Raw genomic sequence first — 25,181 nt, forward strand, 5'->3', positions numbered from 1 at the left:
GGCCAGAGAACAATGCGGGCGGCCTTCGCTCAAGAAACCGGACCAAAGTCACTGCCGCAGGACACAGCGGCCGGCGTAGGCTGAGCCAATGAGACGTGTTGTCGTCGACCATTTCGGCGGACCAGAGGTCCTGAAAGTGGTGGAAGCTGACGATCCCCGGCCGGGTCCGGGGGAAGTCCGTGTCAGGGTCCTGGCTTCCGGCGTGTCATTCACCGATTCCCTGCTGCGCGCGGGCACGTATTTCGGAGTGCCGAAGCCGCCATTCACGCCCGGCTACGAACTCGTCGGTGTTGTTGACGAGCTCGGCAAGGGCTGCTCAAGGCTGCGGAAAGGTGACCGCGTCGGTGCGCTGACTGTATGGGGCGCCAACGCGGAGCTCGTCTGCGTGCCCGAGGCCTACGCGGTCGAGGTGCCTGAGGACCTTGACCCGGCAGAGGTCGTGAGCCTCGTCTTTCCCTACATGACCGCCTACCAACTGCTTCACCGTGTGGCGATGGCCAAGAGCGGGGAAACTGTGCTCGTGCACGGTGCAGCCGGCAGGGTAGGCACTGCGGTCCTCGAACTCGGTGCGCTGGCGGGTCTCCGCCTCTACGGCACCGCCTCAGCCGGCGACCGCGCCGCCGTCGAACGGCTCGGTGCGGTCGCGATCGACTACCAAAACGAAGATTTCGTCGTACGGCTGCGCGAACTGACCGGCGCCGGCGTCGATGTTGCACTCGACGGGCTCGGTGGCACCCTGTCGCTTCGCTCCTTCCGCGCGTTGCGGCCCGGTGGCCGGCTCGTCGTGTTCGGCCACTACTCCACACTCAAACGCGGGCGCAAGAGCTGGCGGGGGTGGATCGAGTGGTACGCGGCCACCACCACCGTTGCACTCTGGGGTCTGCTCTCACCCCGCCGGCGGGTGCTGGCCTACCGGGTCCAGAAACTGCGGATCCGCCATCAGGACTGGTTCAGGGAAGACTTTGGCACCCTGCTCGAGTTGCTCCGTCGCGGTGAGATCCACCCGGTTGTGGCGGCGCGGCTGCCGTTGTCCGACGCCCGTCGCGCCCACGAGCTGCTCGAATCCACGGCTGCGACGGGAAAGATCGTGCTCGTGCCGTAAGACTGGACGAGCACGATCTGAGCCGGTTCCCGCTCAGCGCCGCCGTCGAGGCCGGGCCGCCGTCGAGCAGTCCGCCGTCAAACAGTCCGCCGAGCAGTCCCCGCGCCTAGCTGGTCCAGTCGAAAAAGCCCTTGCCGGACTTGCGTCCGAGTTCGCCGCGGGCCACCTTGTCGCGCAGGATCTGCGGCGGCGCGAAGCGCTCCCCCAGCGTCGAGGCGAGGTATTCGGCGATGCCGAGGCGGACGTCCAGTCCCACGATGTCCGTGGTCCGCAGCGGTCCGGTGGGGTGCTTGTAGCCCAGGACCATGGCGTTGTCGATGTCCTCCGCGGACGCCACACCCTCCTCGACCATCCGCATCGCCTCGAGCGCGATCGCGACGCCGAGCCGTGAGGAGGCGAAACCGGGGGCGTCATTGACGACGACGGCGGTCTTGCCCAGCGCGTCCACCCAGCCGCGGGCGGCCTGCGCCAGCGGCCCGGAGGTGTGCTCGCCGAGGACGACCTCGATCAGGGTCGACGCCGGGACCGGGTTGAAGAAGTGCAGGCCCAGGAAGTTCGCCGGGCGCTGCAGCTCGCGGGCCAGTGCGTTGACCGAGATGGACGAGGTGTTGGACGCGAGGTACGCGTCGGCGTTCAGGCGTTCCTCGATCCCGCGCAGCGAGGCGACCTTCAGGTCCCAGTCTTCCGGGACGGCCTCGATGACCAGCTGGCGGTCCTTGAAGTCGTCGTAGTCCACCGTCACCGAGAGCCGGGAGACCATTTCGTCCAGGTTGCCGTCCGTGGCGCCACGTTCGATGCTCTTGGCCGCCGCCGATTCCACCCGTTCGCGGGCGGCCTCGGCTGCTGCCTCGTCGCGCTCGACGACGAGGACGTTGGCGCCGTTGATCAGGAAGGCGTGCGCGATGCCGGCCCCCATCCGGCCGCCGCCCAGGACACCGACGTTGGCGGGCAGGTTCGCGGGGAGTGTGGAGTTGCTCATGGTCAGTTCTTCTTCCGGTCTGAATCCTGCTCGGACTTCGTGGCTGATGCCTGGGCTGAGTTCTTGGCAGCCTTCTTAGCTGTTTTTTTATCCAAGAATGACTGCATGCGGTCGAATTTGGCCTGGGACTCGAACAGGATTCCCTGCGCCAGCTCATCGATCAGCGGGTGTGCCTCGGCGGGCGCGTGGAACACCGACTTGGTGATCCGGACCGCGAGCGGGTCCTGGCCGGCGATCCTATCGGCCAAGGCGTGGGCCGCGGCCATCAGCTCGGGGGCCTCGTGGATCTCGGTGATCAGGTTCACCGCGAGGGCCCGCTCGGCGCGCAGCACCGTGCCGGCCAGCAGGATTTCCTTGGCCACCGGCTCCCCCACCAGTTCCTTCAGGCGCCAGCTCGCACCGGCGGCGGCCAGGATGCCCAGGCCGGTTTCCGGGTTGCCGATCCGCACCGAGGGGGTGCCGATCCGGAAGTCCGCAGCGTACGCGAGTTCGGCGCCGCCGCCCAGGCAGAAACCGTCGAGGGCCGCAATGACCGGCATCGGAAGCTTGGCGATCCGGACGAAGATTGTGGAGTTGATGCCCCGCAGCGCGTCGTCACGGCGGCGTTCGCGCAGCTGGCCGATGTCCGCGCCGGAGGCGAAGATGCCCTCGGTGCCGGCAATGATCAGCACCTTCGGGGTCTGCTCCAGCGCGGCGCAGACGGCGTGCAGCTCGTCGACCATCTGCTGGTCGATCGCATTACGGACCTCGGGCCGGTTCAGCAGCACCACCAGCCGGTCCTCGCGCTCCTCGACCTTGAGCGTGCTGAAATCCTGCGGGTTGAGACCCGTCGCGGCGGCCACTAGACGCGTTCCAGCAGCATCGCGGTGCCCTGGCCCACGCCGATGCACATGGTCGCGAGGCCGATCCGGGCGTCCTCGCGCTCCATCCGGCCCAGCAGGGTGATGGCGAGCCGTGAGCCCGACGAACCCAGCGGGTGCCCCAGGGAGATCGCGCCGCCGTCGCGGTTGACGATCTCGGGGTCCAGGCCGAGCCGGCGCATGGTCGCCAGCGACTGGGTAGCGAAGGCTTCGTTGAGTTCGACGGCGCCGAGGTCGCCGACGCTCAGACCGGTCCGGGCGAGCACCTTCTGGGTGGCCGGGACCGGGCCGATGCCCATGATTTCCGGTTCGCAGCCGGCGGAGGCGCCGTCGATGATCCGGGCCCGGGGCGTGAGGCCGAGCCGTTCGATGGCGGCTTCGGACGCGACGATGATCGCGGAGGCGCCGTCGTTGAGCGTGGAGGAGTTTCCGGCCGTGACGACCGAGCCGCCGGCGACCACGGGGCGCAGGCCCGCCAGGACGTCCATGGTGGTGCCCGCGCGGGGGCCCTCGTCGGTGTCGACGACGGTTTCGCCCTTGCGGGTCTTGACCGTGACCGGGACGATCTCGTCGGCGAAGCGGCCGGCGGCGATGGCCGCGAGCGAGAGTTCGTGGGAGCGGACCGCGAACGCGTCGGCGTCCTCGCGGCTGATCCCGTCCACGCGGGCGACTTCCTCGGCCGTTTCCGGCATCGAGTAGGTCATTTTGCCGCCGCGGGAGAGCTCGCCCTTCTGGAACAGCGGGTTCACGAAACGCCAGCCGATGGAGGTGTCGAAGATCTGCCCGGGCTTCGCGAAGGCGGTCTGCGGCTTTTCCTGGACCCAGGGGGCGCGGCTCATGGATTCGACGCCGCCGGCGATCACGATGTCCGCTGCACCGGACTTGATCATCTGGCTGGCCATGATGATGGCGCTCAGGCCGGAGGCGCAGAGCCGGTTCACGGTGATGCCCGGGATATGCAGCGGCAGGCCGGCCAGGACGGTGGCCATCCGGGCGACGTTGCGGTTTTCCTCGCCGGCGCCGTTTGCGTTGCCCAGGATCACCTCGTCGATGCTCTCCGGGTCCAGCCCGGCACGGGCCACGGCTTCGCGGACCACCAGGGCAGCCAGGTCATCGGGGCGGACCGCGGAGAGTGCCCCGCCGTAACGGCCCACCGCCGTGCGGGCACCGCCTACGAGAAATGCCTGTGGTCCTGCTGCTGCTGATGCCATGGGTACACCCTTCACGCGATAAACGTCGCTGTCATCGAAAGAATTCTCTTCGGCCGCGGCGTCTGCGGTCGACCCGCCGGCGCGCCAATTTACTGACCGTTCGTTCTATAAAGATTACACTGCGGGGCAAGGCGGTCAACCGCCGGCCCGCTGGATTACGCGACCACGACGCCGAGATGGCTCGCCATCAGCGGGGCCAGCAGGCCGAGCTGGTAGTCGTCGATGACGAGGCCGGCGAGGCTTTCCAGCCCGCTGATGGCGCGGAAGTCGGTGCCCCGGATGTCGAAGTCCTTCAGCCGGGCGCCCGCGACGTCGAGAGTGCCGACGGTGCAGTTCTTCAGCGCGACGCGGGTCGCCGCGCAGGAGCCCAAGTCCAGTTCGTTGATGATGCAGTCGCTGATCAGCACGTCCGTGAGCTTGGAGCCGCGCAGGTTCACGTAGTCGAGCTTGCCGCCGTCGATCCGCACCGACTGCCAGCCGCTTTCATAGAGTTCCGCGGAACCCCAGCGCGGGTTGCCGATCTCGACGTCGCGCAGCGTGCTCCGGGGCGCCCGAAAAACGGGCGCGTAGACCTCAGCCAGGATGCAGTCACGGAAGCCGGCGCCGCGCAGCTGGGTCTCGTTGAAGGACACGCCCTGGAAGTCGCATTCCGCGAAGTCGGTGCCGCCAAGTTCCAGCCCGTCGGCCGATGCCCGGCTGTACCGGACGCCGTCGTACCGCTCCCCCGACTGGAAATCCGGGGACGGGTCGTCCCTGAGATCATCCAGCCGGACGGGGCTGAGCCGCGGCGGGGTGACTTTGGGCGCTTTGGTGCCACGCACCATCAGAGCGACTCGGCCTTCGCCGCGATATCGGCCAGATCCCTGGCGAGGGCCTTGCGGGTGATGCGCATGCCCAGTTTTCCGAACAGCGCCAACGCCAGCTTGCCCCACCGGGTGGGGTTGACCAGGTCGGCGCCGAAGGTCAGGGTCAGATCGGTGCCGCCGTCGCGGTCTGCCAGCGTGAAACGTGTGGTGTAGTCGGCCCCGCCCTGGAGCGCCTTCACCGTGGTGCCCCGCGGCGGGTCGGCCTGCGCCACCCACATCTCCACGGTTTCGGACCGGCCCATCATGGTCCGGGTTTCCTTCCAGCGCGTCCCCTCACCGTACGGGCCGTCGCTCAGCATCTGGATCGCGTCGACCCCGGAGAGGGTGCCGGCCGAACCGGGGATGTCGGAAATGACCGCCCACACTTTCTCGGCCGGGGCGTTGATGTGCTGGGTCAGGCTGGTTGTGTGGTCCATGGGATCGAGCCTAGCCCGGGGCGGCCGCAGAATTCATCCTCCGGCACGGGATTGGCCCTTCGAATCCCTCGTGGTTCCCTTACGACCCGGAGGCCCACTGCACCCGGGATTCCCTCGCTACCCAAGGGCACACCGCACCCGGGATCCCCTCACGAATCCCTTGCGATCTGAATAAGCACGTGACGCGGGAACCAGCTTGGATCCGCCACGTCATGGAACCGGATCGCGCTGGATCTGCAGGCAAGCAGAACCGGGGCTTACCCCTGCTGCCCAATTGATCCCGAAATGGGCTTGAATTAGTAAGCATGCTTTGTGTTATGGTGTGTGAACATTGAATTTCAACCGGAAACGAAAGGTGGTTCACACCATGGGTATCGGAGACAAGATTCAGAACGAAGCGGAGCACCTGGGCGGCAAGGCCAAGGAAGCCACCGGAAACGCGACAAACAACGACGAATTGCGCGCAGAGGGCCAGAAGGACCAGGTTGTAGCCGACGCCAAGAAGGTCGGCGAGAACGTCAAGGACACCTTCAAGAAGGATTAGTCCTTCAGCAGGACGGCGGCGTCGGACATTCCTTTGGGGGATGTCCGGCGCCGCTTTCTTGTGGGTGCGGATGCTGTCTTCGTCCCGCAGACCACCGCCTTCGCCCAACCACTGCCCCGCCGAGCGCGCGGGCCCACCGATTCGCCACAAGTGGCCGCCATTCCACCCCGAATAGCGGCCATCTTCGTCCAATCGGTGCACCTCCGCCCAACGACCGCCCCGGCAACCGCCCGGCCCCACCGATTCGCCACAAGTGGCCGCCATTCCACCGCGAATAGCGGCCATCTTCGTCCAATCGAGGCGACGAAAATGAGTGCCACCCACCTGGCTGCAACAGAGGTGGTTGCGACGTCAGCGGATGCGGGGCCGGCTCGAACACGTCCGCCGCGGCGCCGGCCGCACGCTGGAGTCCATTGGACTGGGGCGGCGGCCGGAGTGGGAGGACGGCGCGGCGGCCCTTTCAGGGCGACTCCCCTCGGTTTTGTGAGATTCTCGGGGAACAGCATCCGCCGACGGAAGGCCCGCACCATGACGATCATCGACCTCAGTGCGGCACTCAGTGCGGCACTCAGTGCGGCAGGCCCCGCACCGGCGGCCACCGGATCGCGGAACCTGCGCGGCTACCTGGCCGAACCTGAGGGACCGGGCCCGTTTCCGGCTGTCCTGCTGATCCACGAGGCGTTCGGCCTCAACGACATTTCACGGCGCCAGGCCGACCGGCTTGCACGGGCCGGCTACCTGACGCTGGCGGTGGACTTGTTCAGCGACGGCGGTATGCGCCGCTGCGTGGTCTCCACAATGCGCTCCCTCGCGTCCGGCAAAGGCAAGGCCTTCACGGACCTGTCCATTGCGCAGGCCTGGCTGGAGCGGTCGGGGCGGACCAACGGCAAGATCGGCGTCATCGGATTTTGTATGGGCGGAGGCTTTGCCCTGCTGATCGCCAGGGACGGATTCGACGCGGCGGCCGTGAATTACGGTGGGCTGCCCAAGAACCCCGAAGAGGCCCTGCTTGGCGCATGTCCCGTCGTGGGCAACTTCGGCAAGGCCGACCGCACCCTCCCCGGAGCCGCGGCGAAGCTTGAAGCCGTCCTGGACAAGCTGGGCATCGAAAACGACGTCAAGGAATTCGCAGGCGCCGGCCATGCCTTCATGGACGACGCCGAGGTTGGCCCGCGCGCGCTCCGGCCGCTTTTCCGCGTCATGGGCATCAAGCCGGACCCCGCCGCCGCGGAAGAAGCCTGGCAGCGGATCGAGGACCACTTCGCCCGGCACCTTGGACAAGCCCGCTAGCCCGACGCGCCGGCAGCAGCGGGCAGGCGGCGGTTCGAGGACCATTTCGCGGCGGAACCTTGAGAACCACCCACGTGGTTAAAGCGGTTCATCCAAGTAGCCCGGGCCTAAAAGTCGAGTACTTCCTACTCATAAGTTTTCTTCAGCCTCATTCATAGACTCCAGTAACACTGGTAGCGGGGGTATGGGGCTTCCGCTGCTTGTGGACGGACACGTCGGTAGCGGGAAGGCATGACAGAAGGGGAGCGCCTCGGCGCTCCCCTTTCGTGCTGACCCCGGGCGGTGACAGCCGCCGTCGTCGTACTTCTGTTGACTTAGCTGAAGAGCGCGCTCTTCGGTTCGTTGTTCTTGACCTTCTGCCAGCCGAGCCAGAGCACCAGCGCGAAGAACGGGATGGTCGCCAGGGTCCAGAGGCCGAGGTGGAAGACCTCACCGGTCTTGCTGGTCATGGTGTCGAAGCCGATCAGGACCGTGATGGCCAGCAGGGCGATGAGGCCGGCCCAGCTGGTCCACGGCGCGCCGGGCATGGGCAGGGAGGAGACTTTGCCCTTGATCTTCCGGAGTGCGATCTGGCTGGCGAAGATGGCGCCCCAGGTGAAGATCACGCCGATGGAGGCGGTGTTCAGCGCGAGGTCGAACGCGTGCGAGCCGCCCAGCCAGATGTTGAGCAGGATGCCGACGAGGTAGACGCCGCCGATGGCCAGGATGGCGGCGTACGGGACGTGGCTCTTGGACATCCGGGTCAGCCACTGGGGAGCATGTCCATTGTTGGCCATGGTGCGGAAGATCCGGCCGATCGAGTACAGGCCCGAGTTGCAGGAGGACAACGCGGCGGTGATGACGATCATGTTCATCACGTCGCCCATCCAGCTGAGGCCCATCTGGCCGAACACGGTGACGAACGGCGAGGTGCCGGCAACGTACTGGTCCGAGGGAAGCAGCATGGCCAGCAGAGTCACGGAGCCGACGTAGAACACCACGATGCGGAAGACGACGGCGCGGATCGCCTTGGGGACCTCCTTGGCCGGGTTCTGCATTTCACCGGCGGTGATGCCCACGAGTTCGATCGCGTTGTAGGCGAAGATCACGGCGTTCAGCACCAGGATCATCACCAGGCCGCCCTTGGGGAACATGCCGCCCTCGCCGGCGAAGAGGTTGTTGACCGATGCGTGGCCGTTGCCGACCTGGGCGTTGGTGACCACCATAAAGGTGCCCACGGCCAGGAAGATGAGGATGGCTGCGACCTTGAGGACGGAGGCCCAGAATTCGAATTCGCCGAACGCCTTCACGCTCATCAGGTTCACGCCCACAAGGAGCAGCAGCGCCGCGATGGCGGTCAGTTCGACCGGCACGTTGGGGAAGAAGAACTGGAAGTACAGTCCGATCGCGATGAGCTCGGCGATCCCGGTCATGGCCCAGTTGATGAAGTACATCCAGCCGGATAGGTACGCGCCCTTCTTGCCGAACATTTCGCCGGCGTAGCTGACGAAGGAGCCCGAGGTCTGGCGGTACATGATGAGTTCGCCGAGGGCGCGCATCAGCAGGTAGGCGATGACGCCCGCGATCACGTAGGAGAAGATCAGCGCGGGGCCGGTGGACGCCAGCCGCCCGCCGGCACCCATAAAGAGGCCGACGCCGATGGCGCCACCCATCGCGATCATGGTGACCTGGCGTCCGCTCAGGGATTTTGCGTAACCCTCGGCGCTGAGGTTCGAGTCGACGACGGCGGGTTGTGCCGGCGGGCTCTTAAGTTCTGTGGGGGTCGGTGATGACACAGCTGTATTCCTTGTAGGTCGAGGTATGGCCGGGAAAGCACCGAGGGTTCAGGTACATAAATTCGGGCTTGAGGCCCTTGCGGGGAACAAGCCATGTACCGAACCTCACAAGTGTCGAAGTTCGCGCGGCTCGTTAATCGTACTAGTCCCAAGGGCCCGAACGTGACGCGGGCAACATCAGGGAGGCTTTAAGCCCAATTAAAAATTTCATCAGGGACGTATTGCCGAACGATCTTCGGCCCAAGGCCGTCGCAGACCCGGTGGATCCGCCTGTTGGGCGGTCTGCTGGGCTGGCCTCCCGCCGCGCGGTCCGTTGGCCCGCCCGTTAGGTCAGGGCGCCGTCGCGCATGGCATACCGGAGCCAGTTCCCGGCCCCGGGGCGGGCCCCGGCTGCGCTTTGCTTGGCGCATGCGTCGAACCACTCCCCCAGGGCGCGGTCGTGGCTGACCAGGACCAGCGTCCCGGTGAACTCCGAGAGGGCCGACTCCAGCTGTTCCACCAGCACGGGCGCGAGGTGGTTGGTGGGCTCATCGACGAGCATCGTGCCGTACCCGCCCAGCAGGAGCCGGGCGAGTGCCAGCCGGCGCTGTTGTCCGGCGGACAGGCTGCCCACCGGGACGTGGAATTCGCTGGTGCGGAAGAGCCCGAGACGGAGCAGCGCTTCCGCGTGCTCGTCAATGTTGCCGCCCAAGCCCGCGGCGAAGGCCGGCAGGAGACGCAGCCCCGGGCGCTGCGGGAGCTCCAGCTCCTGCTGCAGGTAGCCAATCCGGCCGTGCCGCACCACGGTGCCCGTGGCCGGTTCCAGCGTGCCCGCGAGGACGGCCAGCAGCGTCGACTTGCCCGCACCATTGGGACCGGTAATGAGGATCTTCTGGCCGGCCTCCACGCGGAGGTCGGTCGGTTCCAGCCGCCCGGGCACGCTCACTCCCCGGGCTTCCAGGGCCGGCCCCGCCGCCACGTCGGCCCGGAGGTCCGTCGCCAGCTTCAGGGGCACCGGCGGACGGTCGATGGGGCTTTCCTCCAGCCGGCGCAGCCGTTCCTGGGCATTGCGGACCTTGCTCGAGGCTGCCTTCTGCCACGTGCCGGCCTTGAAGTCGAAGCCCATTTTGTCGTTGTCGCGCTGGCGGGCGTAGCCCATCTTCCCCGCGACCGTGTCCGCCTGGAGCCGTTCAGCAGCCATCGCATCCAGCCAGCCGTGGTACTGCTGCGCCCAGCGCTGGCGTTCGGCGGCTTTCTCCCGGAGGTAGCCTTCGTAGCCGTTGCCATACCGGTTGACCGTCCGGCGTTCGGCGTCCACTTCAATCACGGTTGTGGCCACTTTGCGCAACAGGACGCGGTCGTGGGAGACCACGACCACGGTGCCGCGGTGCGCCGCCAGCCGCGCCTCCAGCCAGGCCGTGCCGCTGGCGTCCAGGTGGTTGGTGGGTTCGTCCAGCAGGAGGATGTCCGCGGGGTCGGCCAGCACGCAGGCCAGTGCCACGCGTTCCTGCTCCCCGCCGGAGAGCGACCCCAGGGTCCGCATCCGGTCCAGCCCGCCCAGGCCAAGCCGGTCCAGCGCCGCCTCCACCCGGGATTCGGCGGCGTAGCCTTCCCGGAGCTGGTACTGCGTCTGCAGGTTTCCGTAGCGCTCCAGGTCGTCCGCTTCGGCGCTGGCGAGTCCGTCCTCGAGGCGGTCCAGCTCGGCCTCCATGTCGCGCAGGGATGCCAGTGCGGCGTCGATCGCGTTGCTCACAGTGAACGCATCAGGCAGGCCGAGCGTCTGGGCGAGATAGCCGACGCGGCCCTGGCTGACGGCGGTGCCCTCGTCCGGGGTCTCGAGCCCGGCCATAATCCGGAGCAGGGTGGATTTTCCGGCGCCGTTTTCGCCGACGATCGCCACATGCTCACCGGCGGTGATGGCAAGGTCGACGTCGGCAAAGAGCTGGCGGTCCCCGTAACCGTGGGATACGCCCGAAAGGCGGAGATGTTCGCTCAAGGAGTCCTTGCAGGTAGGTGGCGGGCCTGCCCGTCGGCGGCCTGCGTCGTCAAGTATGACACCGTCGACACTACTGAGGAACTGGGCGAATGCCGCCGTCGGGCGGGCGGTCGGCGTACGACAGCGAGCGCCACCGCCGTCGGGCAGGCGGCTCAGGCGGCGGCGAGCGCTACCGCCGTCGTCGGGGGCTCAAATGGCAGGGGGCTCAGGCGGTCGGCGTACGACAGCGAGCGCCACCGCCGTCGGGCAGGGGGCTCAGGCGGCGGCGAGCGCGACCGCCTTCTTGCGGCGTGCCTTCGCCAGCCGCGTGCCGATCAGACCCTGCCGCGGGCTGAACAGATAGACGACGGCGAACGCGGCGCCCTGCGTGAGGACCACCATGGCGCCGGAGGCGGTGTCCAGGTAGTAGCTGAGGTAGATGCCGGCGATGGAACACAGCGCGGAGATGACCGGGGCGATCACCAGCATGCGGGAGAACCGGTCCGTGAGCAGGTAGGCGGTGGCCCCGGGAATGATCAGCATGGCCACCACCAGCACCACGCCCACGGTTTGCAGCGCCACCACGGAGGTCAGCGCGAGCAGGCCCAGCAGCAGCGCGCCGAGGCGCTTCGGGGACAGTCCGATCGCGTGCGCGTGGACGGGGTCGAAGGCGTAGAGCGTGAGGTCGCGGCGTTTGAGGATCAGAACTGCAAAGGCGACCACCCCCAGGACCAGGACCTGGATGAGGTCGGGGATGCTGACGCCGAGCAGGTTGCCGAAGATGATGTGGTTGAGGTCGGTCTGGCTCGGCGTGACGGAGATCAGCACCAGGCCCAGGGCGAACAGCGAGGTGAACACGATGCCGATTGCCGCGTCCTCCTTTACCCGGCTGGTGTTGCGGACCACTCCGATCAGGGTCACAGCGATCAGCGCGAACACCAGCGCCCCGAGGGCAAACGGAGCCCCGACAATGTAGGCGAGCACCACCCCCGGCAGCACAGCGTGGGAGACGGCGTCGCCCATCAGCGACCAGCCGATCAGCACCAGCCAGCAGCTCAGCACGGCGCAGACGATGGCGGCGAGCGCCGTGGTGATGATGGCGCGGACCATAAAGTCATAGCCCAGCGGTTCCAGCAGGAGGTCGAGGAAATCCATGGCTCAGTGCCCTCCTGGCTGGTTCGAACGGTCAGGGCTCGCAGGGCCGGGCCCGGCAGGCTCCCGCCCGGGACGCTGCCGGTTGAGGACGTCGAGGCCGAACGCCATGGCCAGGTGCTCCGGCTGCAGCACGACCTCGGGCGGGCCGTGCATCAGGACCTTGCGCATCAGGAGCACGGCCTCGTCGCAGAGCTGGGGCAGGGCGTGCAGGTCATGGGTGGAGACGAGGATGGTGCAGCCGTCGGAGGCGAGCTCCTTCAGCAGGCGCGTGATCGTCGCCTCGGAGCGCTTGTCGACGCCGGCGAACGGCTCGTCCAGGAGCATCATGGTGGCTCCCTGGGCGATTCCCCGGGCCACGAACGCGCGCTTCTTCTGGCCGCCGGAGAGCTGGCCGATCTGCCGGCCGGCGAACTCGGACAGTTCCACCCGATCCAGGGCGAGGTCGACGGCGTCGCGGTCCGCCTTGGACGGGCGGCGGGTGAAGCCCTGGTGCCCGTAGCGGCCCATCATCACGACGTCGCGGACGGACAACGGAAACTGCCAGTCGACGTCTTCACTCTGCGGGACGTAGCCGATGCCGCCCCGCTTGCGTGCCTTGCCGGGTGGTTCACCGTTGATGAGGACGCGGCCGGCGTCGGGCTTGACCATTCCCATGATCGCCTTGAACAGCGTGGACTTGCCGGAGCCGTTCATGCCCACCAGCCCGCAGATCCGGGCCGCCTCAACGGTGAGCGAGGCGGCGTCGAGCGCCAGGACCTCGCCGTAGTGGACGGTGACGTTCTCCACCAGAATGGCTGGATTGCTCATGATGCCGCTCCCGTCAGGCCTGCGGTGATGAGGTTGGAGTCGTGCCTGATGAGGTCCAGGTAGGTGGGTACCGGTCCGTCGGCTTCGGAGAGCGAATCCACATACAGCACGCCGCCGAAGCTCGAACCGGCGGCTTCCACCACCTGGCGCATCGGGGCGTCCGACACCGTGGACTCGCAGAAGACGGCGGGAACCTTGTTGGCTTTCACGAATTCGATCGCCCTGGTGATCTGCTGCGGGGTGGCCTGCTGTTCGGCGTTGACGGCCCAGATGTAGACCTCCCGCAGGCCGGCGTCGCGCGCCAGGTAGGAGAAGGCGCCCTCGCAGGTCACCAGCGCCCGCTGCGCCTCGGGCACGGTGGCGAGCTTCTGGACCATCTCGTCCTTCACGGCCTGCAGCTGGGCCTTGTAGGCCGCGCCGTTCGCCTCGAAGGCCGCCGCGTTGTCCGGATCGAGCTTCGAGAACGCCTTCACCATGTTGTCCACGTAGAGCTGGACGTTCACCGGCGACATCCACGCGTGCGGATTCGGCTTGCCCTGGTAGGAGTCCTCGCTGATGGACAGCACCTCCACACCTTCGCTCACCACGGCATGCGGAACGTCCAGCCCCTCAACGAACTGGGCAAACCACGCTTCAAGGTTCAGGCCGTTGTCCAGGATCAGGTCCGCCTTGGACGCCTTGCGGATGTCCCCGGGCGTGGGCTCGTAGCCGTGGATTTCGGCGCCGGCCTTGGTGATGGACTCGACCTGAAGCTTGTCCCCCGCTACGTTCTGCGCCACATCGGCCAGCACGGTGAAGGTGGTCAGCACGACGGGCTTCCCGCCTCCGGAACCCGCACCCTGGCCCTGGCCCGAGCCCTCGCCCGAGGCGGCACCGCCGCACGCGGCCAGCGACAGCCCGAGCAGAAGAACGACGGCGGCTCCGGCAGCCCGAAGGCCACGGGTTCGGGGGACAACTTTGGCGCACCGAAATAGATTATTAGGCATACCGAATATTGTACGGGAGACCGGCGTTCCGCCACGGCGCTAGGCTGGTGGCATGGGCACCGTTCTCCGCACACTTCCCGCACCGCGGCCGGAACTCTACCGGTTCTCGCGGCTCGATTTCATCACGGCTGGCCTGTATGTGGCAGTGGCCGCTTTCTTCGCGCTGGCCGGCGGACTGCTGGTCCCGCTGATGCTGCAACTCTCGCCCAACCCGGCGGTGGCGTCCTACTCAGTCAACCTGATCTTCTACGGCAGCATCGGCATCCTGGCCCTTGCCGCGGCCCGGCACGTCGCGGCCCGGGACCTCAGGGTTCTGGCCACCCGGCCCTGGTTCACGGTGCTCATGATCCCGCTCGCAGTGGTGGCCATGATGATCCTCACCGCGGTCCTCGTCTCGCTCACCGGCCCGGTGCAGATGTCCGCGAACCAGGCCGGCCTGCAGGCGCTGATGCAACAGGTGCCGGCCTGGCTGATGGTGCCCCTGCTGGTGTTCGTGGGGCCGTTTGTGGAGGAGTACATCTTCCGCCACCTGCTGATCGGCAAACTGAGCCGGCGGGTCAACATCTGGGTGTGCTGTGCGCTGTCGGTGCTGTTGTTCTCGGCGCTGCACATCGTCGGGCAGGAGGAGCTGACCCTGCCGGTGCTGATGCCGTATCTGGCGATGGGCGTGGTCCTGGTGTTTGCCTATGTCTGGACCGGCCGGAACGTGATGTTTTCCTACCTCGTGCACTCCTCGAAGAACCTGCTGGCGGTCGTCTTCATCTACGCCATCCCGCCGGAACTGATGGAACAGCTCCAGCAGATCCAGGGCTGACCCACCCACCCAACAACCCAACGCGGGGTCAGTTACGGCCCATTCCGGCGGCCGACATGGGCGCTAGGTGACCCCGCGTTGCTTGGGGGTGGTGCCGCCTCGACCGATGCTGCCACCCCTGCCACCCATGCCTTGCGCCACCCACCCCTGCGCCACCCATGCCTTGCGCCACCCCCTACCGCCGCCGGCGCCGACGTCGTAGTTTCTATCCATGACACTGAACATCCAGATCGTCGTCGACTGCCGGCATCCGCATGAACTCGCCGATTGGTGGGCCGAAACCCTCGCGTGGGCCGTGGAGCCGCAGGACGCGAACTTCATCCGCTCCATGATCGAGCAGGGCTTCGCCACCGAGGACGAAACCCAGCTGCACAACGGCAACCTCGTGTGGGCCACCGGCGCCGCCATCCGCCCGCCCGCGGAACTCACCGCCAGGCCGCCCGCCCAGCGGATTCTGTTCCAGACAGTGCCGGAAAACAAGACCGTCAAAAACCGGATCCACTGGGACGTCAACCTCGCCGGCATGGACAAGGACGCGGCCCGCACCGCCCTCGAGGCGCGCGGCGCGATCTTCCTCTGGTCCGCCAGCCAGGGGCCGCATTCCTGGCACACCATGGCGGACCCGGAAGGCAACGAGTTCTGCATCAGCTGAGGCCATTACTAGACTCGGACTGTGAGCAACGAAATCCCCGCCAAGGTATCCGACGTCTTTGACCCGACCCGCTGGCGCACCGTGACCGGCTTCGACGACTTCCAGGACATGACCTACCACCGGCAGGTAGAGCGTTCCGCGGACGGCACCGTGGTCCGCGACCTGCCCACGGTCCGGATCGCCTTCGACCGGCCCGAGGTGCGGAACGCCTTCCGCCCCGGCACCGTGGACGAGCTGTACCGGGCCATGGACCACGCCCGGATGACCCCGGACGTGGCGACCGTGCTGCTCACCGGCAACGGCCCCTCCGCCAAGGACGGCGGCCACTCGTTCTGCTCCGGCGGGGACCAGCGGATCCGCGGCCGCGACGGCTACCGGTACGCCGAAGGGGAGACCAAGGAGACCATCGACCCGGCCCGCGCCGGCCGGCTGCACATCCTCGAGGTCCAGCGGCTGATGCGCACCATGCCCAAGGTGGTGATCGCCGTCGTGAACGGCTGGGCGGCCGGCGGCGGGCACTCCCTGCATGTCGTCGCGGACCTGACCATCGCCTCCCGCGAGCACGGCAAGTTCAAGCAGACCGACGCGACGGTGGGCAGTTTCGACGCCGGCTACGGCTCCGCGCTGCTGGCCCGCCAGATCGGGCAGAAGTCCGCCCGCGCGATCTTCTTCCTGGCCCGCGAATACTCGGCGGAGGACATGGTTCGGCTCGGTGCCGTGAACGAGGCCGTGGACCACGACCGGCTTGAGGACGTGGCGCTGGAATACGCCGCGGACATCGCCCGGCAGTCCCCGCAGGCCATCCGGATGCTCAAGTTCGCCTTCAACCTCGCCGACGACGGGCTGGCGGGGCAGCAGGTCTTCGCCGGCGAGGCCACCCGGCTGGCCTACATGACGGACGAGGCCGTGGAAGGCAAGGACGCGTTCCTGGAAAAGCGCGACCCGGACTGGTCCAAGTTCCCGTACTACTTCTAAGGCGGCCCTCATGACTTCCGGAGCTGTGAACATCGAGCCTGCCCTCACGGCGCTGGCCGCTGCCCTGCGCGGGGAGGGCCCCGCCGTCGAACTTTCCGCCGGACCGGACGGCTCCCCCGTGGTGCAGCTGGTCGAGACCCCCGGGGTGGAGGGCGCCGCCGTCGTGGTGCGGACCTCCGGCTCCACCGGCACCCCGAAGGCGACCGCGCTGACCCTCGACGCCCTCGCGGCCTCCTCGATGGCCACCGCCCTGGCGCTCAAGGGCGAGGGCCAGTGGCTGCTCGCCCTGCCCGTGCAGTACGTCGCCGGCGTCCAGGTGCTGGTCCGCTCGCTGTTCGCCGGCACCCGGCCGTGGGCGATGGACCTCAGCGGCGGCTTCACCCCCGAGGCCTTCACCGCCGCGGCCCTGGAGCTCACCGACAAGCTGCGCTTCACCTCGCTGGTGCCCACCCAGCTGCAGCGGCTGCTGGACTCCCCCACCGCCGAGACCCTCGCCGCGCTCCGCCGCTTCAACGGGATCCTGCTCGGCGGCGGTCCGGCGGCGCCGGAGCTGCTCGCGGCGGCGCGGGACGCCGGTGTGCGCGTGGTGACCACCTACGGCTCGGCCGAGACCTGCGGCGGCTGCGTCTACGACGGCGTCCCGCTCGACGGCGTCCAGGTCCGGGTGGCGGAGGACGGGCGGATCCTGCTCGGCGGCGCCACCATCGCCGCCGGCTATCTGGACGCGCCGGAACTCAGCGCGGAGACGTTTGTGGAGGACGGCGGCGTCCGCTGGTACCGCACCAACGACCTCGGCGAGCTCGACGCCGACGGGTCGCTGACCGTCCTGGGCCGGGCCGACGACGTCGTGATCACCGGCGGCATGAAGGTCTCGGCCGCGCATGTGCAGGCTGAGCTGGAAAGGCTCGACGGCGTCCGCGCCGCCTTTGTCGCCGGCGTCCCCTCCGCCGAGTGGGGCCAGGCGCTCGCCGCGTACGTGGCGGTGGCGGACAGCTCGCCGGCGGGCCTCGCGGGCTTCACTGCCGGGGCCGCCTGGGCGTCCGTGCTGGGCAGCCTGGCGCCGAAGACCGTGTTGGCCGCCGGTGAGCTGCTGATGCTGCCGAACGGGAAACCTGACCGCCTGTTGATGACGGTTCGGCTCACCGAGCTGCATCAGGGAAAATAGAGAAGCCGGGCACTCCCGGTTTCGCCAAACCAACACGAGGTACTGAAACGTGGCTACAGCCGCTCAATGGATCCAAGGCGCCCGACTGCGCACCCTGCCGGCCGCGATCGCGCCTGTCCTGATCGGTACGGCGGCCGCGTATGAGCTGGACGCGTTCCTGCCTTTCAACGCCGTGCTGGCCGCACTGGTGGCCCTGCTGCTGCAGGTCGGCGTGAACTACGCCAACGACTATTCGGACGGCATCCGGGGCACCGATGAGGACCGGGTCGGACCGCTCCGGCTGGTCGGCTCCGGCGCCGCGAAGCCGGAGCACGTCAAGTACGCGGCGTTCGCCGCGTTCGGGCTGGCGATGGTGTTCGGCCTGGCGCTGGTCATCCTTTCGCAGGCGTGGTGGCTGATCCTGGTGGGCGTGGGCTGTGTCCTCGCGGCGTGGGGCTACACCGGCGGGAAGAACCCGTACGGCTACCTCGGCCTGGGCGATCTGTTCGTCTTTGTGTTCTTCGGACTCGTGGCCACGCTCGGCACGACTTTCACGCAGGCCGGGCAGATCAGCCTCGCCGCGATCATCGGCGCGATCGGCACCGGCCTGATCGCCTGCGCCCTGCTGATGGCCAACAACGTCCGCGACATCCCCACCGACCGGAAGGCCGGGAAGAAGACCCTGGCCGTGCGGCTCGGCGACAAGCATGCCCGGGAAAGCTACGTGCTGATGCTGGCCGTCGCGATCCTGCTGCCGATCGTGCTCGCGCCGGGGCGGCCCTGGATGCTGATTGTGCTGCTGCTGATCCCGGCCAGCCTGATGCCGTCCTGGCTGATGATCTCGGGCCGGCGGCGCAAGAGCCTGATTCCGGTGCTCAAACAGACCGGGCTGATCAACCTCGGCTACGCGGTGCTGTTCTCGGTCGGCCTGGTTGTGAGCCACGGGTTCTAGCCGCCTTCTGGTTCGGTGGAAACGTCAGTCCTGCGGTCCGGGACGTTTCCCCAGGAGCTAGTCTGACGACCGGTGCAGGGCGAAGATGCCGCCGTAGGCCGGCTGGTCGGATCGCTGCCGGTCACTGTCGGTGTATTCACTCAGCACGGCGTCGATGCGGGAGATGAGGTTCTCGGCGTCTTCCTCGGAGAGGTGCAGGACGAAGCGTGAGAGGCTGGTGAGCGACTCAGGCCCCGCTTCCGTCAGCTCCTCCCGGAACGCCTCGAGCGGGGCCATCGGTCCGTCCGGACCGGCTTCACCCAATGCAGTGTCCAGATTCCAGGACCGCCCGGTAGAACGGTACGGCTTCTCGAGCGCACCGCTCGCTCCCGTGCGGATCTCAGCGGGTTCAAGAAATCCCGTGGAAAGCAACTGCCGAACGTGGTAGAGCATCGTCCCGGGGTCCTGGCCCAGCCGGTCGGCGAGTTGCTTGTTGGTCAGCTCGTGGAGCCCGCACAGGCGCAGGATCCGTAAGCGCAGCGGATGGGCCAGCGCCTTGATCTCCCGGGCGCTTGCGGCGGGCTTCTTCCTGCCCGCGCCTGTCTGCTCTGGGTCCGGCATATACCCATCCTACGATCTGATGTACTAGATTCAATCCCCTTGAATTTCCTCAATCGCTGTGGAAGGGTCCAGCTATGACCGATCAAACCGTGCAGGTGAAGGAAAGGGACCGCCTGCCGCTGGGTGCCTCGTACTGGAAGCTGTGGATCTCATCCGGGCTGTCCAACCTCGCGGACGGCGTCTTCAAGATCGCTCTGCCGCTGCTGGCCGTTCAGCTCACCCAGTCCCCCACGCTCATCGCGGGACTAACCGTCGCAGCAACGCTTCCCTGGCTTCTGTTCGCACTGACTGCCGGAGCGCTGGCCGACCGGCTGGACCGGCGCAAGCTCATGTTGGGGGCGAACCTCAGCCGCGCAGTGCTTCCCACCTTGCTGGTTGTCCTCCTCCTGCTGGACTTCGGCTCCATTTGGGCCCTGTATGTGATCGCGTTGATGGTGGGTGTGGCTGAAACGCTCTACGACACCTCAGCGCAGTCGATTCTGCCCCAAGTGGTGCACCGGGATCAGCTTTCGCGCGCCAACGGCCGGCTGTACGCCGTCGAACTCACCGCCAACCAGTTCGTGGGTCCCCCGCTGGGCGGCCTGCTGGTGGCCGTCGGCGTCATTGCGGGCTTTGCCGTTCCGGCGGCCCTATGGCTTGCGGCCGCCGGTGGCCTGCTCCTCGTCCCGGGGGCGTTCCGCATCGAGCGGGAACAGAAGACAACCCTGCGCTTCGACATCGCTGAGGGGCTGCGGTTCCTCTGGAATCAGAAAATCCTCCGCACCCTCGCGGTGATGACCGGGGTGTTCAATTTCGCGTCCAGCGCGGCCTTCGCGGTGTTGGTGCTGTTTGCCGTAGGCCCGGCCTCAGAAATGAAACTGTCCGAGGTGGGCTTCGGACTGCTCTTGACCAGCTCCGCCGTCGGCGCCTTCGTTGGCTCGTACGCCGCCGAATGGGCGGAGGCCAGGCTGGGCCGCTCGAAGTCCCTGGCGCTCACAATCCTCGGGAGCGCGCTGCTGGTGGGTGCGCCCGCCCTGACCAACAACCCGTATGTCCTTGGCGCGCTCCTCTTTGTGGGCGGCATGCTGATCATGCTGTGGAACATCATCACCGTGTCCCTGCGCCAGCGCATCGCCCCCGCTCACTTGCTGGGCCGGGTCAACAGCGCGTACCGACTGCTGGCCTGGGGCACCATGCCAATCGGCGCGGCCGCGGGCGGGCTGCTGGCCCAATGGCTGGGCCTGCAGGTCATGTTCGGCATCATGGGGGTAGTGACTCTCGCGCTGCTCGCGCTGATGCCCATCCTCACGGACAAGGCAATCGACGCGGCCGACGTCGAACCATGAGTTGCCCGGGCGGCCAGCGGCCGGTTCGCCGGTGCGCGTGCCGTGCGTCCGATCGTGCACCCGCTCCGGCGGAGGTTTAGGAGTCCTTCGGGCGGCTGTCCGTATGGACGGTGCTGTCCGGGTTCGAGTCAACCAGCCGGTCCTCGGCGTCGGCGTCGGCGATTTCCCCGGCGCTCCGCTTGGGCTTGGCTTTGCCAGAGAACTGCCGTTGCAGCGACGCCGCGGCGGCGTCGCGCTGCTTCTGGAAGAAAAGGAAGCTGATCGCGAACGCCATCATGCCAGCGCAGAGGACAGCCAGCAGCCATCCGAGCTGGAGGTAGACGAACAGCGCGAACAACGGCGCGAAGAGCGCCAGACGGATCAGGGAGTATTTCAGGAAAGCCACCCTCCAAGTTTAGCCGCCCCTCCGGCACCCGGACCCCCGGGGCCGGAGCAGGACTATTGGGGCGTGTTCGTTCCCCCGCGAACGGTGGCCACTCGGAGCGTGTCCCTACCGCCCTTCCGATCGGCAGCCCTGGACCGGTTCAACGGGAGACCCCGGAGAGTCCCCCTGACGCTAGACTGATTACATGCTCCGTGTAGTGGTCACCGTCGCCGTTCTCGTCGTATTTGTCTACGGACTTGTCGACGTGATCCGCACCGACCCGCGCCAGACCAAGGGCATCTCCAAACCGGCCTGGATTGTGGTGCAGATCGTCCTCCCCGTGATCGGGGCCATCCTCTGGTTCCTCATCGGCCGGCCGCGTGGCACTGCCGCCCCGACGCGGGCCACTTACACCCACACCCTCGCGCCCGACGACGACCCCGACTTCCTGCGCAACCTCGAACTCCGGCGCCGCCAACAGGCCGAAGCCGACCGGCTCAGGAAGCTCAAGGACGAACTCGACGCCAAGGAACGCAAAGCCGACGGCGACGGCACGTCGGAAGCCCACGACTCCGGGTCCGGTGAAGCCCGCGGCAGCGGCGACACGCAGGGCACCGACGAGGTCAAGTAGCGCTCCCGCCTCTGGCGTTCCTTGAGCGTCCTGAGCCGTAGCCTGTCCTGGGCACCAGGCGCCACGTTCCCGTAGTGCTGGTCCCACGCGTCCCGGGTCCCACACGTTCCCGTAGTGCTGGTCCCACACGTCCCGGGTCCCACACGTTCCCGTTGTGCTGTTCCCACTCGTCCCGGGTCCCACTCGGCCCCTCCACATCCAAGCGCCAGCGTTTGGCCCCGTGTCGGGCCGAACATATCCGGCTGACTGCGCTCCTTCGCCACAAATGGCCTCTATCCTCGCCTCATAGCGGCCATCTTCGTCGAATCGGGCACTGAACCCAGCCTTGGCAGGCCACCGGCACGGCCCACTTCTCCTCCACCGCCTGGCCGATCTGTGGATAACCTCCGAGCCCCTTACCCTGACGGGCGCAGAATGCTCATATGCACCATCCCAGCGAGCTTCCCCCGCATCTCCGAAGCCAGCCCTTCACCGTGGCTCAGGCACGCGCCGCCGGGTTGAGCCGACGCCGGACCCGCGTTCGCGATCTCGTCAGTCCCTGCTTCGGGGTGCGCGCTCCGGCCACCACCGCCGACACCTTGCTGGACCGCGTGCATTCCCTGACAACTGTCACTGGCGCGGTTGTGAGCCATCTTTCCGCGGCCGTGCTGTGGGGATTCCCCCTGCCAGGGATCTTAGGAAACCTGACTGTCATCCATCTGACGAGTCCTCCGGGCAAGCGGGCGGTGCGGCATAAGAATGTTGTCGGCCACGAACAAGCACTTGAGCCGGGCGAAATCGTGACCGGCGTCCGGGTGAGCTGCACGTCCCCGCTGCGGACCTGGTTCGATCTCGCCGGCGTTCTGGGCCTCGATGACTTGGTGTTTGCCGGGGACTTCCTGCTGCGGCGGAGGAACCCGCTGACCACGATCAATGCTCTGGATTCATTCCTTGCAGGAAAACGAGGCAGACCGGGATACCGGCGCGCCATGTCTGCGCGGGAACTGATGCGCCCCAACACGGACTCCCCCAAAGAGACGGAACTTCGGTTGCTCCTGACCCGCAACGGTCTGCCCGAACCAGGAATCAATGTCCCGATCTTCGACGAGACGGGCGGGTGGATCCAGGACCCGGACCTGACCTATGAGCAGGAGCGGGTTGCCATCCAGTACGACGGCGCCCATCATGCCGATCCTGCCCAGCGTCGCAGCGACATCTTCCGAGACGAGACTGCCAGGGACGCCGGGTGGCGCGTCGTCGTCTTGACCCAGAAGGATCTGACTCCCATCACCCCGGGAAGGGAGCCGACTGCAGTGACGCGCGTCCGCGCTGCGCTGACTGCCGGCGGCTGGACCCCTGCACGACGGCGCCGGCAGCGGGGACGCCCACAGCACGGTACGACCGGCACCGAGGGATCCGAAGGCAAAGAGGAGGTGAAGTAGCACCCGCTCAGGCCGCGCGAACCCAATATGCGCAAGTAACTTGATCAAGTAGCTTGTATAATTGGCGGATGACCCACGACCCAACGATTGACCAACTGGTGACGCGTTCCTTCTTCGAGGCGCTGCATCCGTTGCTGCAGCGGCTGGCTGCCGAGCGGACCCTCTCCGCAGGCAAACTGGGCGTGCTCCGGCATCTGGCGGACCATGGGCGCGCGACGACTTCGGAGCTGGCCGCCGTCGTTCGGGTCAGTCCGCAGGCCATTTCGCTTGCCGCGCGAGAGCTCGAACGGTTCCAGTTCGTCGCCAGGGTGCCAGACGCAGACGACCGACGCCGGATCTGGATCGAGCTCACCGACGCGGGGAGGCAAAAGCTTGCCCAGGAGTCCTCCGCCGGGCAGGGCTGGATCACCCGGTCCATGACGGAGCGGCTAACGCCGGAAGAGCGGCAAACACTTGAGGCGGTCATCCCCGTGCTCCGCAAGCTTGGCTCCGAGGCATCCGTTGACTGAACCGGCGGCTCGCTCCGGACTGGTACCGGCCCTGATCTATGCGGCGCTCTCCACGGCAATTGTGAGCTCACTGGGCATGTTGCTAGTCCCCACGATCTCGCGGGAGATGGAGGTGTCGGTCAGCACGGCGCAGTGGATGCTGACCCTGAACCTGCTGGTCGGCGCCATCGCCACTCCCATCATGGGCCGCCTCAGCGACGGACCGCACAAGAAGCGCCTGCTGCTGTGGTCCCTGTCGATCATCCTCGCCGGGTCGGTCATCGCCGCGGCGGCACCAAACTTCACGGTGTTCCTGATCGGGCGGGCGCTGCAGGGCCTGACTTACGGGATCGTCCCGGTGACGATCGCTCTCGCGCGCCGCTACGTCCACGCCGACAAAGTACGGTTCTCCATCTCGAGCCTTTCAGTTACTGTTTCAACGGGGATCGGGATCGGCTACCCACTGACCGGCATCCTCGCAGGACTCTTCGACTTCCGGTTCGCGTTCTGGTTCGCCGCCTTCTTCGTGGTCACGGCCATCCTGGTGGTCTTCCGCGTGGTGCCGCCAGGACCCGACGACCAGGCTGCGCGGGCGCCGTTCGATTACCGCGGCGCGGCCTTGCTCGGCCTCGGCCTCGGCACCCTGCTCCTGGCCATCAGTGAGGGACCGAACTGGGGGTGGGGCTCACTGCGGGCCGTCGGGGCCTTTGTTGTCGCGGCAGTGGTCCTGACGTCCTGGGTGAGGACGGAACTGCGGACACAACATCCACTGATCAATCTGCGGGTCCTCCGGAACGGGGAAGTGTTGCTGGCCAACAGCACGGCCGTCGGGCTGGGCGCCGCGATGTACATCGGACTCTCAATTTCCAGCCTGATCGGCCAGGCCCCTGACTCCACCGGCTACGGCATCGCGCTGCCCGTGTTCTGGGCCGGCTTTGTAATGTTCCCGCTGTCAGTGGGAAGCTTCAGCGCCAACCGCCTGGTTCGCCGGCTGTCTCGCCGAATCCGTCTGGCAACGCTGCTGCCGATTGGTGCCGGCCTGATGACGGCGGCCGGGATGTTGCTCTGGTTTGCCCACTCGGAACTCTGGGAGATCCTGATCGGGATGCTGGTGTTCGGCTTCGGCATTGGAACCAGCTACGCGGCCATGCCGGCACTGATCGCCCGCAGCGTGGCCACCGAAGAGTTGGGCAGTTCCGTGAGCTTCAATCAGGTCCTGCGCACCGTGGGCAGCTCTTTCGGCACGGCCGTCTCGGGCGCGGTGCTCGCGGCGAACATCGCGCCGGACCTGCACCCGAGTGGTAGCGGAATCACGGCGACGCTCGCGATCAGCGCAGTCCTCTGCACGGCGGTGTTCATTGCCCTGCTCATCCATGCCCTGGTATCGAGTGCCCGAAGGCAGCCGACGGGCGGCATGACGCGCGGTTAGGACACATCCGTCCACTTCCTCCGCACCCATCCGACGCAAATGGCCGCCCAGCGGGCCTGCATAGCGGCCATCTTTGGCGAATCGATGGAGCGGAAGCCCCAACCCAGACAACACGCACCCCACCCCTCGCCCATCCGACGCAAATGGCCGCCAAGCGGGCCTCCATAGCGGCCATCTTTGGCGAATCGATGAAGCCGTAGCCCCCAACCCAGACAACACGCACCCCACCACTCGCCCATCCGACGCAAATGGCCGCCCAACGGGCCTCCATAGCGGCCATCTTTGGCTAATCGATGAAGCGGAAGCCCCAACCCAGACAACACACACCCCACCCCTCGCCCCATCCGACGCAAATGGCCGCCAAGCGGGAGGCTTAGCGGCCATCTGGGACGAATCAACGGACTGCGCGACTGCGGGAATCCGGAGCGGTGCCGGGAGTGC

The 25,181-nt window shown here is 67.2% G+C and carries 25 protein-coding genes; 13 read left to right on the forward strand and 12 right to left on the reverse strand.

Annotation, left to right across the window (positions count from 1 at the left end):
• The first annotated feature begins 88 nt into the window (after window positions 1-88).
• Window positions 89-1,102, forward strand: coding sequence for a medium chain dehydrogenase/reductase family protein (locus tag AC50YM_RS11840; RefSeq protein ID WP_494957146.1), 1,014 nt, complete (start codon window positions 89-91; stop codon window positions 1,100-1,102).
• A gap of 106 nt (window positions 1,103-1,208) precedes the next feature.
• Here AC50YM_RS11840 and AC50YM_RS11845 read toward each other — a convergent pair whose 3' ends face one another.
• From AC50YM_RS11845 to AC50YM_RS11865, 5 genes are all read right to left on the reverse strand, one after another.
• A complete protein-coding gene (locus tag AC50YM_RS11845) occupies window positions 1,209-2,081 on the reverse strand; it encodes a 3-hydroxyacyl-CoA dehydrogenase family protein (RefSeq protein WP_494957147.1) in 873 nt (290 codons plus the stop codon).
• A 2-nt stretch (window positions 2,082-2,083) separates the two neighbouring features.
• The gene (locus AC50YM_RS11850) at window positions 2,084-2,923 is read right to left on the reverse strand and encodes an enoyl-CoA hydratase/isomerase family protein (RefSeq protein WP_494957148.1); all 840 of its coding nucleotides are present in this window, start codon (window positions 2,921-2,923) and stop codon (window positions 2,084-2,086) included.
• Window positions 2,923-4,152, reverse strand: coding sequence for a thiolase family protein (locus AC50YM_RS11855; RefSeq protein ID WP_494893667.1), 1,230 nt, complete (start codon window positions 4,150-4,152; stop codon window positions 2,923-2,925). The genes AC50YM_RS11850 and AC50YM_RS11855 overlap by 1 nt, the downstream gene beginning before the upstream one ends.
• Before the next feature lie 155 nt (window positions 4,153-4,307).
• A complete protein-coding gene (locus tag AC50YM_RS11860; protein ID WP_494957149.1) occupies window positions 4,308-4,976 on the reverse strand; it encodes a pentapeptide repeat-containing protein in 669 nt (222 codons plus the stop codon).
• Window positions 4,976-5,434, reverse strand: coding sequence for an SRPBCC family protein (locus AC50YM_RS11865; protein ID WP_494957150.1), 459 nt, complete (start codon window positions 5,432-5,434; stop codon window positions 4,976-4,978). Before AC50YM_RS11865 ends, AC50YM_RS11860 begins: the two co-directional genes overlap by 1 nt.
• Window positions 5,435-5,801: 367 nt before the next feature.
• Here AC50YM_RS11865 and AC50YM_RS11870 point away from each other — a divergent pair, with 367 nt between their 5' ends.
• Window positions 5,802-5,978 (forward strand): CsbD family protein, encoded by a 177-nt coding sequence (locus AC50YM_RS11870; protein ID WP_069949555.1) that lies wholly within the window; start codon window positions 5,802-5,804, stop codon window positions 5,976-5,978.
• A 528-nt stretch (window positions 5,979-6,506) separates the two neighbouring features.
• Window positions 6,507-7,268 carry a dienelactone hydrolase family protein gene (locus AC50YM_RS11875; RefSeq protein WP_494957151.1) on the forward strand — a complete coding sequence of 254 codons (762 nt, stop codon included), beginning with the start codon at window positions 6,507-6,509 and terminating at the stop codon, window positions 7,266-7,268.
• A 314-nt stretch (window positions 7,269-7,582) separates the two neighbouring features.
• Here the strand turns inward: AC50YM_RS11875 and AC50YM_RS11880 are convergent, their stop codons facing one another.
• From AC50YM_RS11880 to AC50YM_RS11900, 5 genes are all read right to left on the reverse strand, one after another.
• Window positions 7,583-9,043 carry an amino acid permease gene (locus AC50YM_RS11880; RefSeq protein WP_494957152.1) on the reverse strand — a complete coding sequence of 487 codons (1,461 nt, stop codon included), beginning with the start codon at window positions 9,041-9,043 and terminating at the stop codon, window positions 7,583-7,585.
• 325 nt (window positions 9,044-9,368) lie between these two features.
• Complete coding sequence (locus tag AC50YM_RS11885) at window positions 9,369-11,018, reverse strand: ABC-F family ATP-binding cassette domain-containing protein (protein WP_494957153.1); 1,650 nt, start codon at window positions 11,016-11,018, stop codon at window positions 9,369-9,371.
• Between the two features lie 255 nt (window positions 11,019-11,273).
• On the reverse strand, window positions 11,274-12,152 hold the full coding sequence (locus tag AC50YM_RS11890; RefSeq protein WP_494957154.1) for a metal ABC transporter permease: 879 nt from the start codon (window positions 12,150-12,152) through the stop codon (window positions 11,274-11,276).
• Between the two features lie 3 nt (window positions 12,153-12,155).
• Complete coding sequence (locus AC50YM_RS11895; protein WP_494957155.1) at window positions 12,156-12,959, reverse strand: metal ABC transporter ATP-binding protein; 804 nt, start codon at window positions 12,957-12,959, stop codon at window positions 12,156-12,158.
• Window positions 12,956-13,945 carry a metal ABC transporter substrate-binding protein gene (locus AC50YM_RS11900; protein ID WP_494957156.1) on the reverse strand — a complete coding sequence of 330 codons (990 nt, stop codon included), beginning with the start codon at window positions 13,943-13,945 and terminating at the stop codon, window positions 12,956-12,958. Before AC50YM_RS11900 ends, AC50YM_RS11895 begins: the two co-directional genes overlap by 4 nt.
• Before the next feature lie 52 nt (window positions 13,946-13,997).
• Here AC50YM_RS11900 and AC50YM_RS11905 point away from each other — a divergent pair, with 52 nt between their 5' ends.
• From AC50YM_RS11905 to AC50YM_RS11925, 5 genes are all read left to right on the forward strand, one after another.
• Complete coding sequence (locus AC50YM_RS11905; RefSeq protein ID WP_494957157.1) at window positions 13,998-14,759, forward strand: CPBP family intramembrane glutamic endopeptidase; 762 nt, start codon at window positions 13,998-14,000, stop codon at window positions 14,757-14,759.
• Between the two features lie 211 nt (window positions 14,760-14,970).
• Window positions 14,971-15,411: a VOC family protein gene (locus AC50YM_RS11910; protein ID WP_494957158.1), complete on the forward strand. Its 441-nt coding sequence runs from the start codon at window positions 14,971-14,973 to the stop codon at window positions 15,409-15,411.
• Between the two features lie 21 nt (window positions 15,412-15,432).
• Complete coding sequence (locus tag AC50YM_RS11915) at window positions 15,433-16,386, forward strand: 1,4-dihydroxy-2-naphthoyl-CoA synthase (RefSeq protein ID WP_494957159.1); 954 nt, start codon at window positions 15,433-15,435, stop codon at window positions 16,384-16,386.
• Window positions 16,387-16,396: 10 nt separating this feature from the next.
• Entirely contained in the window at window positions 16,397-17,551 is a 1,155-nt protein-coding gene (locus tag AC50YM_RS11920; RefSeq protein WP_494957160.1) for an AMP-binding protein, read from the forward strand.
• Between the two features lie 49 nt (window positions 17,552-17,600).
• The gene (locus tag AC50YM_RS11925; RefSeq protein WP_494957161.1) at window positions 17,601-18,482 is read left to right on the forward strand and encodes a 1,4-dihydroxy-2-naphthoate polyprenyltransferase; all 882 of its coding nucleotides are present in this window, start codon (window positions 17,601-17,603) and stop codon (window positions 18,480-18,482) included.
• 57 nt (window positions 18,483-18,539) lie between these two features.
• Here AC50YM_RS11925 and AC50YM_RS11930 read toward each other — a convergent pair whose 3' ends face one another.
• A complete protein-coding gene (locus tag AC50YM_RS11930; RefSeq protein ID WP_494957162.1) occupies window positions 18,540-19,082 on the reverse strand; it encodes an ArsR/SmtB family transcription factor in 543 nt (180 codons plus the stop codon).
• Between the two features lie 74 nt (window positions 19,083-19,156).
• Here AC50YM_RS11930 and AC50YM_RS11935 point away from each other — a divergent pair, with 74 nt between their 5' ends.
• Window positions 19,157-20,407, forward strand: a complete 1,251-nt coding sequence (locus AC50YM_RS11935; protein WP_494957163.1) for an MFS transporter — start codon at window positions 19,157-19,159, stop codon at window positions 20,405-20,407.
• Between the two features lie 76 nt (window positions 20,408-20,483).
• Here AC50YM_RS11935 and AC50YM_RS11940 read toward each other — a convergent pair whose 3' ends face one another.
• A complete protein-coding gene (locus tag AC50YM_RS11940; protein ID WP_494957164.1) occupies window positions 20,484-20,792 on the reverse strand; it encodes a DUF4229 domain-containing protein in 309 nt (102 codons plus the stop codon).
• Between the two features lie 184 nt (window positions 20,793-20,976).
• On the opposite strand from AC50YM_RS11940, the gene AC50YM_RS11945 reads away from it, so the two are divergent.
• From AC50YM_RS11945 to AC50YM_RS11960, 4 genes are all read left to right on the forward strand, one after another.
• The gene (locus tag AC50YM_RS11945) at window positions 20,977-21,402 is read left to right on the forward strand and encodes a PLD nuclease N-terminal domain-containing protein (RefSeq protein WP_494957165.1); all 426 of its coding nucleotides are present in this window, start codon (window positions 20,977-20,979) and stop codon (window positions 21,400-21,402) included.
• Window positions 21,403-21,824: 422 nt separating this feature from the next.
• The gene (locus AC50YM_RS11950) at window positions 21,825-22,823 is read left to right on the forward strand and encodes a hypothetical protein (RefSeq protein ID WP_494957166.1); all 999 of its coding nucleotides are present in this window, start codon (window positions 21,825-21,827) and stop codon (window positions 22,821-22,823) included.
• 68 nt (window positions 22,824-22,891) lie between these two features.
• Window positions 22,892-23,332: a MarR family winged helix-turn-helix transcriptional regulator gene (locus AC50YM_RS11955; RefSeq protein WP_494957167.1), complete on the forward strand. Its 441-nt coding sequence runs from the start codon at window positions 22,892-22,894 to the stop codon at window positions 23,330-23,332.
• On the forward strand, window positions 23,325-24,740 hold the full coding sequence (locus AC50YM_RS11960; RefSeq protein ID WP_494957168.1) for an MFS transporter: 1,416 nt from the start codon (window positions 23,325-23,327) through the stop codon (window positions 24,738-24,740). Before AC50YM_RS11955 ends, AC50YM_RS11960 begins: the two co-directional genes overlap by 8 nt.
• The last annotated feature ends 441 nt before the right edge of the window (window positions 24,741-25,181 follow it).

This window comes from Pseudarthrobacter sp. RHLT1-30-1 (assembly GCF_059383415.1).

Excerpts from the sequence above, each read along its gene's own strand:
- AC50YM_RS11855 (WP_494893667.1), bottom strand. The coding sequence starts at position 4,152 with ATGGCATCAGCAGCAGCAGGACCACAGGCATTTCTCGTAGGCGGTGCC.
- AC50YM_RS11875 (WP_494957151.1), top strand. The coding sequence starts at position 6,507 with ATGACGATCATCGACCTCAGTGCGGCACTCAGTGCGGCACTCAGTGCG.
- AC50YM_RS11895 (WP_494957155.1), bottom strand. The coding sequence starts at position 12,959 with ATGAGCAATCCAGCCATTCTGGTGGAGAACGTCACCGTCCACTACGGC.
- AC50YM_RS11840 (WP_494957146.1), top strand. The coding sequence starts at position 89 with ATGAGACGTGTTGTCGTCGACCATTTCGGCGGACCAGAGGTCCTGAAA.
- AC50YM_RS11910 (WP_494957158.1), top strand. The coding sequence starts at position 14,971 with ATGACACTGAACATCCAGATCGTCGTCGACTGCCGGCATCCGCATGAA.
- AC50YM_RS11950 (WP_494957166.1), top strand. The coding sequence starts at position 21,825 with ATGCACCATCCCAGCGAGCTTCCCCCGCATCTCCGAAGCCAGCCCTTC.
- AC50YM_RS11935 (WP_494957163.1), top strand. The coding sequence starts at position 19,157 with ATGACCGATCAAACCGTGCAGGTGAAGGAAAGGGACCGCCTGCCGCTG.
- AC50YM_RS11845 (WP_494957147.1), bottom strand. The coding sequence starts at position 2,081 with ATGAGCAACTCCACACTCCCCGCGAACCTGCCCGCCAACGTCGGTGTC.
- AC50YM_RS11860 (WP_494957149.1), bottom strand. The coding sequence starts at position 4,976 with ATGGTGCGTGGCACCAAAGCGCCCAAAGTCACCCCGCCGCGGCTCAGC.
- AC50YM_RS11955 (WP_494957167.1), top strand. The coding sequence starts at position 22,892 with ATGACCCACGACCCAACGATTGACCAACTGGTGACGCGTTCCTTCTTC.
- AC50YM_RS11930 (WP_494957162.1), bottom strand. The coding sequence starts at position 19,082 with ATGCCGGACCCAGAGCAGACAGGCGCGGGCAGGAAGAAGCCCGCCGCA.
- AC50YM_RS11870 (WP_069949555.1), top strand. The coding sequence starts at position 5,802 with ATGGGTATCGGAGACAAGATTCAGAACGAAGCGGAGCACCTGGGCGGC.
- AC50YM_RS11865 (WP_494957150.1), bottom strand. The coding sequence starts at position 5,434 with ATGGACCACACAACCAGCCTGACCCAGCACATCAACGCCCCGGCCGAG.
- AC50YM_RS11890 (WP_494957154.1), bottom strand. The coding sequence starts at position 12,152 with ATGGATTTCCTCGACCTCCTGCTGGAACCGCTGGGCTATGACTTTATG.
- AC50YM_RS11920 (WP_494957160.1), top strand. The coding sequence starts at position 16,397 with ATGACTTCCGGAGCTGTGAACATCGAGCCTGCCCTCACGGCGCTGGCC.
- AC50YM_RS11945 (WP_494957165.1), top strand. The coding sequence starts at position 20,977 with ATGCTCCGTGTAGTGGTCACCGTCGCCGTTCTCGTCGTATTTGTCTAC.
- AC50YM_RS11900 (WP_494957156.1), bottom strand. The coding sequence starts at position 13,945 with ATGCCTAATAATCTATTTCGGTGCGCCAAAGTTGTCCCCCGAACCCGT.
- AC50YM_RS11905 (WP_494957157.1), top strand. The coding sequence starts at position 13,998 with ATGGGCACCGTTCTCCGCACACTTCCCGCACCGCGGCCGGAACTCTAC.